This is a genomic window from Stutzerimonas stutzeri, assembly GCF_024448985.1.
In the GTDB taxonomy this organism is placed as follows: Bacteria; Pseudomonadota; Gammaproteobacteria; order Pseudomonadales; family Pseudomonadaceae; genus Stutzerimonas; species Stutzerimonas stutzeri_AP.
Map to the genome: position 1 here is coordinate 1 of NZ_JAMOII010000037.1, position 5,643 is coordinate 5,643.

The 5,643-nt window shown below is 60.4% G+C and carries 5 protein-coding genes and 1 pseudogene; all 6 read right to left on the reverse strand.

The window, feature by feature from the left end; all coding sequences use genetic code 11:
* A partial coding sequence (locus NA647_RS19385) for a TRAP transporter large permease (RefSeq protein WP_256059141.1) occupies positions 1-1,351 on the reverse strand: 1,351 nt, incomplete at its 3' end.
* A 16-nt stretch (positions 1,352-1,367) separates the two neighbouring features.
* Complete coding sequence (locus NA647_RS19390; RefSeq protein ID WP_256059142.1) at positions 1,368-1,982, reverse strand: TRAP transporter small permease subunit; 615 nt, start codon at positions 1,980-1,982, stop codon at positions 1,368-1,370.
* Between the two features lie 104 nt (positions 1,983-2,086).
* A pseudogene (locus NA647_RS19395) lies at positions 2,087-3,171 on the reverse strand (TRAP transporter substrate-binding protein).
* A 565-nt stretch (positions 3,172-3,736) separates the two neighbouring features.
* On the reverse strand, positions 3,737-4,132 hold the full coding sequence (locus tag NA647_RS19400; RefSeq protein ID WP_256059143.1) for a MerR family transcriptional regulator: 396 nt from the start codon (positions 4,130-4,132) through the stop codon (positions 3,737-3,739).
* 123 nt (positions 4,133-4,255) lie between these two features.
* Positions 4,256-4,882, reverse strand: a complete 627-nt coding sequence (locus NA647_RS19405) for a CoA transferase subunit B (RefSeq protein WP_256059144.1) — start codon at positions 4,880-4,882, stop codon at positions 4,256-4,258.
* Positions 4,883-4,884: 2 nt separating this feature from the next.
* The gene (locus NA647_RS19410) at positions 4,885-5,580 is read right to left on the reverse strand and encodes a CoA transferase subunit A (RefSeq protein WP_256059145.1); all 696 of its coding nucleotides are present in this window, start codon (positions 5,578-5,580) and stop codon (positions 4,885-4,887) included.
* Between the last annotated feature and the right edge of the window lie 63 nt (positions 5,581-5,643).

A 5,643-nucleotide genomic window follows, 5' to 3' on the forward strand; every position in this document is an offset into this window, starting at 1 on the left:
CCTTAGGCAACCAAGTCGCCAGCGGCTCGAAGAAGAACACCAGCGCCAGGCCGAGCAGCTGGATCAGGATGTACGGCAATACACCGAGATAGACGTCGCGGGTGGTAACTTCTGGCGGACAGACGCCTTTGATATAGAACAGGGCGAAGCCTACTGGTGGTGTCAGGAACGAGGTCTGCAGGCACAGCGCGAAAAGAATCGCGAACCACAGCGGATCGATGCCCATGGAGAACAGTACCGGTGCTACCAGTGGCAGAACGATCAAGGTGATCTCCACCCAGTCCAGGAAGAACCCCAGCAGGAAGGTGATGAATAGCACCGTGAGCAATACGCCAGTCTGGCCGAACGGTAGTCCAGTGAGCGCATCGCGGATCACATCGTCGCCACCCAGGCCGCGCAGCACGGCGGCGAACACCGTGGCGCCGATGAAGATGCCGAAGATGAAGGCCGAGGTACGGCTGGTCTGGTAGAGCGCATCCTTCAATACGGTGAGATTCAGCCTGCGGCTGCAAGCGGCCATCAGCACTGCGCCGAACGCGCCGACAGCGGAGGCTTCGGTGGTCGTGGCGATGCCGAAGAAGATTGAGCCAAGCACCGCCAGGATCAGCACGAAAGGCGGCACCACAGCCAGGAAGACGTCGAGCAGCGCGCGCGCGTCGAGCTTTGGGCGGTTGGCCGGAGCAGGCGCGAAGTCTTTTTTCACCCAGGAAACGATCACGATGTAGAGGATGTACATCGCGGCCAACATCATGCCGGGGATCAGTGCACCCATGAACAGTTTGCCCACCGAAGCCTCGGAGGTGCCGAGACGATCTGCCATCAGCACCAGCATGATACTTGGCGGAATCAGGATGCCCAGCGTGCCGACCGAGCAGGCAGTACCGACGGCCAGGCTCTTGTTGTATTTGGCCTGCAGCATGGGGCCGATCGAAAGCATGCCGAGCAGGGCCACCGAAGCGCCGACTATGCCGGTAGAAGCGGCGAGCAGAATGCCCACCAGCACCACCGTCACGGCATAACCGCCGCGCAACGGCCCGAGCACACGGACCAGGCTGTGCATCAAGCGCTCGGCGATGCCGGAACGGTCGAGCATGATGCCCATGAAGATGAATAGCGGCAGCGCGACCATCAGTTCGTTGGCGACGATGCCGTAGATGCGGGCGTCCAGCACGCCGATGGTGCCTTCCCAAGTGAACCAGAGATCGGCATCGAAGTGCTCGACCATGACATAGCCGAGAACGGCGAACAGCAGCCCGATGCCGGCCAGTGACCAGGCGACGGGGAAACCAAGCAGCAAGAGCACCATGAAGCTGGCGAACATGCCGATGACGAGTATTTGTTCCAGACCCATGATTACGGCTACTCCATCAGGGCTGCGAATGGCCGCGGTCGCGGTCATTCGGAGAGGCCGTAATGGCCCGTGGGAATTTGAACAACAGCGTGCTGCAGCGCGTGGCTTTGGAGAACAGCGCCAGCGCCAGGAGCATCAAGCCCAGCGGCAATGTGCTCTTGAAGATGAAGCGATGCGGCAGGCCGCTTGGCGCTTGCGAACGCTCGCTGTAGATGAACGCCTGGTAGGCGAAGGGAATCAGCGCATCGACCATCAGCACAACGACAGGCAAGGCAAGGAACGCGATGGCCAGCAACTCGATGATGGCCCGGCTGCGCAGGGTGAATTTCTCGCTCAACACATCGACCCGCACGTGGTCGTCGCGTACGACGGCGTAGGCCAGGGAAAGCAACACAGCGGCACCAAACAGATGCCAAGACAACTCCTCCAGCGCAATGGAGCCGCGCGCCAGGACGAAACGGCTGAACACGTTGGTCAGTACGACGGCCAGAACCAACAGCCAGATCCAGGCGCTGAGTTCGCCAATGGCGACCGAGGCCCTATCTAGCCAGTACGACAGCCGGTTATGCGGTAGCGCAGCCGCAGGAAGGTTCGGCGCTGCGGCGTCGGAGGAAACGGGATGAACGGACATGACGACCTCGGCAATCCAGCACGGGCATGCGTCGCAGATACACAGTTCAGCAACGGCCCGCTTGAAATAAGGGCGCAGCTAAGCTGCGCCCTCGACTCGCGCGGTTACTCGTACTTGTAGTAATCGCGTGGCAGGTAGCCCTTGCCGTGCCAGATTGAGTGGTGCTCCATGAACTCTCGTTGGCTGGTCAGGACGCGGTTGAACATTTCGTTCTCCGCTGCCATCTCATCGAGCACTTCGTTGGTGACGCGTTCCAGCTCGCGCAATACTTCTTCAGGCAGCACCTGAGCCTTCACACCTTGCTTCTCGTAATCACGCAGGGCAGTCGGCTGAGCCCACTCGCTTTCGGCAAAGCCCTTCAGCGTTGCGGATTCGCAGCCCATTTCGATCAGCGCGCGGCTTTGCGGCTCCAGCTTGTCCCAGACGCCCTTGTTCACCAGCAGGTGCGAGGTGGTTAGCGTCTGGTGCCAGCCCGGCATGATGTAGTTCTTGATGATCTGGTCCAGGCCCAGCATCTTGTCCACGGCCGGCTGCGAGAACTCTGTGGCGTCGATGGTTTTGCGCTCCAGTGCCTGGTAAATCTCGCCGCCCGGAACCATGGTCACCGAGGCGCCGAGCTTTTCGAGCACCTTGCCGCCGATACCGGCGAAGCGGATGCGCAGCCCGTCGATGTCCTCCAGCTTCTCGATGGGCTTGGCGAACCAGCCAGCACCTTCCGGCCGATGATGCTGCACAGCATCGGGTGGATGTTGCGCTCGGCATAGATTTCCTCGAGCAGCTTCTTACCGTCACCCTCGTAGTACCAGGCAATGTAGGCCGGCGGCTCCATGTTGAACGGCGCACCGGAATACAGCGGCAGCGCTGGGATGGTGCCCTGGTCGTAACCGATCCAGGTGTAGCCGGCCGGATACTTGCCGTTGCTCACCGCATCCATGATTTCGAATGGCGGTACCAGCTCGCCGGGTTCGTAGTAGCGCAGTTGGATGTCGCCGCCCGAAATCGCCTTGAGCGATTCGGAAAGGTATTTGACCGGCGTTGTCAGGCCGATCAGATGGGACGGGAACGCCAGCGGTACCTGCCAGCGAATTTTCTCGATGGCCATTGCGTTGCCGCTGAGCAGGCTGACGCTGAGAAGGGTGGCGGCACCGATGGCACAGGCGAGACGGGACAGTTTTTTCTTTGCTGACATGTGCGTTTTCCTTGTTTTTTTTGTTTTGGAACCAAAAGGTCGTGGCGCGGCAGCTGGCTGCGCAGCCAGAGCGGAGGGGCGACTCCCGTCATCCCTCCGCCAGCGTTCTGGTGTGAAGCCTTGTTGTCTTAGCAGGTTCTGTGCCTGACTTTCCTGAAGCGCTGAAAATGCCGTCCTAGAGCGTTCGATGGAGAGGCGCTGGGAGGTCTGTGTCCAGCTGGCTAGACATGCGAAGCGAAGGACTGATCGAGTGTCCATGATGCTGGACTTGTGTCTGATTAGCTGGACTTAGGATCAGCGGATGTGCCATCAGGCCGTTGAAAAACTATTTACGGATCGCTCGAGTCCGTAGGGCCGAATTTATTCGGCCGCAGATTTGTGAAAGCCGAACAAGTTCGGCCCTACGGTACTTTGAACCCTTCCGCCAGCCGGAAAGCCGGGTTCCGTCAAGAGTGCAGCGCAGGGAAAAAACACCTAGGCGCACACCACCTCGGCAGTCGTGAGAGGCGCTGGATCGTTGAGAGCATTTCACGCCAGGCAGGGGCGTAAAGCTCGGCACAGAGGTTCAGATCGCTTCTTTACCGAGGGTCGCTTTCAAAGCACTGAGGCAGCGCTCTTCGGCCGTATCGAGCTCCAGCTGCATCTGCTGGATGTCGAGCAGTTGCTGTTCGAGCTGCTGCCGGCGTTCGGTGATCATGCCGAGCATGATGTTCAGCTGCTTCTGGTTGCCGGCCTTGGGATCGTAGAGCTCGATCAGCGTTTTGCATTCGGCCAGCGAGAAGCCGATGCGTTTGCCGCGCAGGATCAGCTTCAGGGCAACGCGATCCTTGGGGCTGTAGATACGCTCCTGGCCACGGCGAGTGGGCGAGAGCATGCCCTGTTCTTCGTAGAAGCGAATGGCGCGGGTGGTGATATCCAGCTCATTGGCCAGGTCGGAAATGCTGTAGGTCTGCTTTGCCATTAAGGTGTCCAATCTTGCGTGTCATCGGCTCGAGATGAACCGGCGTATCGTTCTTCAGGTGCCGGCAAGGCTACACGCGGGCGCCAGCGATGCACAGTGGCGCTTGGCTATTGCGCGTTCAGCTCAGCGATGGATCGTGCAGCCGGTCGCGTCCTGCATCTGCTCGAAGCTCACCCCATCGGCCAGCTCTACCAGCTTTAAGCCCAGCTCGGTCACGTCCAGCACGCCCAGGTCGGTGATGATCCGGTCGACCACGCCGACACCGGTCAGCGGCAGGTCGCATTGTTCGATGATCTTGTGCGCGCCCTTGGCCGTGTGCTCCATCAGCACCACCACGCGCTTGACGCCGGCCACCAGGTCCATCGCGCCGCCCATGCCTTTGACCATTTTGCCGGGGATCATCCAGTTGGCCAGATCGCCTTTCTCCGAGACTTGCATGGCACCAAGAATCGCGAGATTGATGTGACCGCCGCGGATCATGCCGAAACTCATGGCGTTGTCGAAAAAGGCGCTGCCGGGCAGGGCGGTCACGGTCTGCTTGCCGGCGTTGATCAGATCGGGATCGATTTCTTCCTCGGTTGGGAAGGGGCCGATGCCGAGCAGGCCGTTCTCGCTCTGCAGCCAGACGTCCATGCCGTCTGGAATGTAGTTGGCGACCAGGGTCGGCAGGCCGATGCCGAGGTTGACGTAGAAGCCGTCCTGCAATTCCTGCGCGGCGCGCTGCGCCATCTGTTCGCGTGTCCAGGCCATGATCAGCTCCTCACCGTACGTTTTTCGATGCGCTTCTCGGCGTTCGGGTTATGGATGATGCGCTGCACGTAGATGCCCGGCAGATGGATCTGGTCGGGGTCCAGTTCGCCGGTTTCGACCAGCTCATCGACTTCCACCACGCAAACCTTGCCGGCCATGGCCGCGAGCGGGTTGAAGTTGCGCGCGGTTTTGTTGAAGACCAGATTGCCCGCCTTGTCGGCTTTGTAAGCCTTGACCAAGGCGATGTCGGCGGTCAGTGATTCTTCCATCACATACCACTCGCCGTTGAACTGACGCGTTTCCTTGCCTTCGGCAATCAGCGTGCCGTAGCCGGTCCGGGTGTAGAAGGCCGGAATGCCGGAACCGCCAGCGCGCAACTTCTCGGCGAGAGTGCCTTGCGGAGTGAATTCGAGCTCCAGCTCGCCGGCCAGATATTGGCGCTCGAACTCTTTGTTCTCGCCCACATAGGAGGAAATCATCTTGCGCACCTGGCGCGTTTCCAGCAGCACGCCGAGGCCGAAACCGTCCACGCCGGCGTTATTGCTGATCACCGTGAGGTCTTTCTTGCCCGTGTCACGCAGCGCTTCGATCAAGGCCTCAGGAATGCCGCAAAGGCCGAAGCCGCCCACGGCAAGGGTCATGCCGTCCTCGACCAGGCCGTCGAGGGCCTGCTGGGCGCTAGGGTAGATCTTGTTCATAGCCTGCCTCTCTTGTTGTTCTGACCTTTGGCGCCGGGTGTTACAGGTGTCGCTCTTTGTGGG

What these genes read in the sequence shown, in the direction of transcription:
- NA647_RS19390 (WP_256059142.1), bottom strand. Translation starts at nt 1,982, where the DNA reads ATGTCCGTTCATCCCGTTTCCTCCGACGCCGCAGCGCCGAACCTTCCT.
- NA647_RS19400 (WP_256059143.1), bottom strand. Translation starts at nt 4,132, where the DNA reads ATGGCAAAGCAGACCTACAGCATTTCCGACCTGGCCAATGAGCTGGAT.
- NA647_RS19405 (WP_256059144.1), bottom strand. Translation starts at nt 4,882, where the DNA reads ATGGCCTGGACACGCGAACAGATGGCGCAGCGCGCCGCGCAGGAATTG.
- NA647_RS19410 (WP_256059145.1), bottom strand. Translation starts at nt 5,580, where the DNA reads ATGAACAAGATCTACCCTAGCGCCCAGCAGGCCCTCGACGGCCTGGTC.